This window comes from Psychrobacter sp. 1U2, from assembly GCF_051847575.1.
On record NZ_JBPYDC010000120.1, the window covers coordinates 1 to 1,730 of the forward strand.

Annotated in this window: 1 protein-coding gene and 1 pseudogene; both read right to left on the bottom strand. The window is 42.3% G+C overall.

What is annotated here, in order from left to right; translation table 11 throughout:
* On the bottom strand, positions 1–1,096 hold a 1,096-nt coding region (locus tag ACS8FD_RS13680), incomplete at its 3' end, for an anthranilate synthase component I family protein (protein WP_439276280.1).
* A gap of 278 nt (positions 1,097–1,374) precedes the next feature.
* Positions 1,375–1,730, bottom strand: a pseudogene (locus tag ACS8FD_RS13685) (FHA domain-containing protein); the annotation flags it as partial.

A 1,730-nucleotide genomic window follows, 5' to 3' on the forward strand; every position in this document is an offset into this window, starting at 1 on the left:
TCTTCTCGGTAACTTTGACACTGCCATACTCGCAGACACGGCCGATATCATTACGACCAAGATCAATTAGCATCAAGTGCTCAGCGATTTCTTTTTTATCAGCCAGTAGCTCTATTTCAAGTGCTAGATCTTCTGCTTCATCTTGACCGCGTTTACGTGTGCCTGCCAGTGGACGCACTGTCACTGTCCCATCTTCGATACGTGATAGAATCTCAGGAGAGGCACCAATAATGTCAAAACGTTTGTGGTCATCAAGCGTATAGCCATGTACTAAAAACAGATAAGGTGACGGATTTAAAAATCTTAACGCTCGATACACTGCCAGCGAGTCTCCTTTATAGTCCGCAGTTAAACGCTGAGCGGGAACGACCTGCATAACGTCCCCTTCTAATATATAATTTTTTATCTTATTGACATCATTGCAATACTTCTCTTGTCCAGTTTGCGATTCAAATTTTGGTGTGGGCATGATGGGCGTACTCAAGTCTGGCATCTCAGCCAGCTTATCTTCGATTTTCTCAAGCTCTCGAATCGCTGCACCATAGCCATCCTTATCATTACAATCTGCATAAACGATGATGGACAAAGTGTTTTCTAAATTATCAAAGACGATGACACTCATCGAGAGCATTAACCACATATCAGGTAGCGACATGGGGTTTGGCGCATCAGACAATCCAACGCTTGGTTCAATAACGCGTATCATGTCATAACCGAAGTAGCCCACCAGCCCGCCACTAAAGCTTGGTAGTGCTTCGATCTCATTTGGTGTGGGCATTTTATACTGTGCCATAAGCTTTCTAATATAATCAAATGGATCATCGACTGCGTCACTATCAATCTGATCGTCTCTTTTGATGGTCATATAACCGTCTGTGTACTGTAAGATTAAATCGCTACCCAGACCAATCATAGAATAACGCGCCCAGCGCTCACCGCCTACGACTGACTCAAACAAATAAGCTGAACCGCTTAAATCACGTACTCTAGAAAACACAGAAACTGGTGTTTGAGCATCCATTAAGCGTTTTTTGACAAGGGGGGCGTGACTATAACCTTGTGTTTTAAATGCGTTATATTCTTCAAAGGTCATCATAGTAAAAAGTCTCTTAACACCAAATAGGCAAAAGATAAAAATAGCAGTAGCAAAAAGACAGTACATGCTCGGCGTTGAAATAAATAGAGCATAAACCTGTCAAGAAATGAGGATGGACCAAATTTAGCTACAGTATAGCCAGCCAGTATAACAAAACTGGCCAGCGTTAGTATTATTTAGCACTACTGTACTGTTCGGCTCATCTCTTTAGTTATAAGGCATCTTCTATAACTGATTGGTGCCAGCTAGCAAACTGTATAAACGATCAAAATAAGCGATTAAACGCCGCCCATGTTAAATAACCATAGAGCAATTCCGATGATAATAATGACGATAAATACCCATATGAACCAACTACCGCTTGGTTTTTTCTCTGGATGTCCTGTATTAGCAGGATTGTTGACAGCTTGATCCATTGCATTATTGCCTTCAGTTCCTAGATCGCGACCTTGACCTAGATTGGCAGTACCAGAAAACTGCGCTGAGGCAGCTTGTTTGGCGCGTAGTACATCTGGATCTGACTCTTCTTGTAAAGTGGTTTTAGTCGTCTTATCGTGCTCTGGAGCATCATCTGGCTCTTGATGCGCAGTTGGCTGTTTTGCTATTGGCTCGTTAACTGTTGGCTCATGGTTTA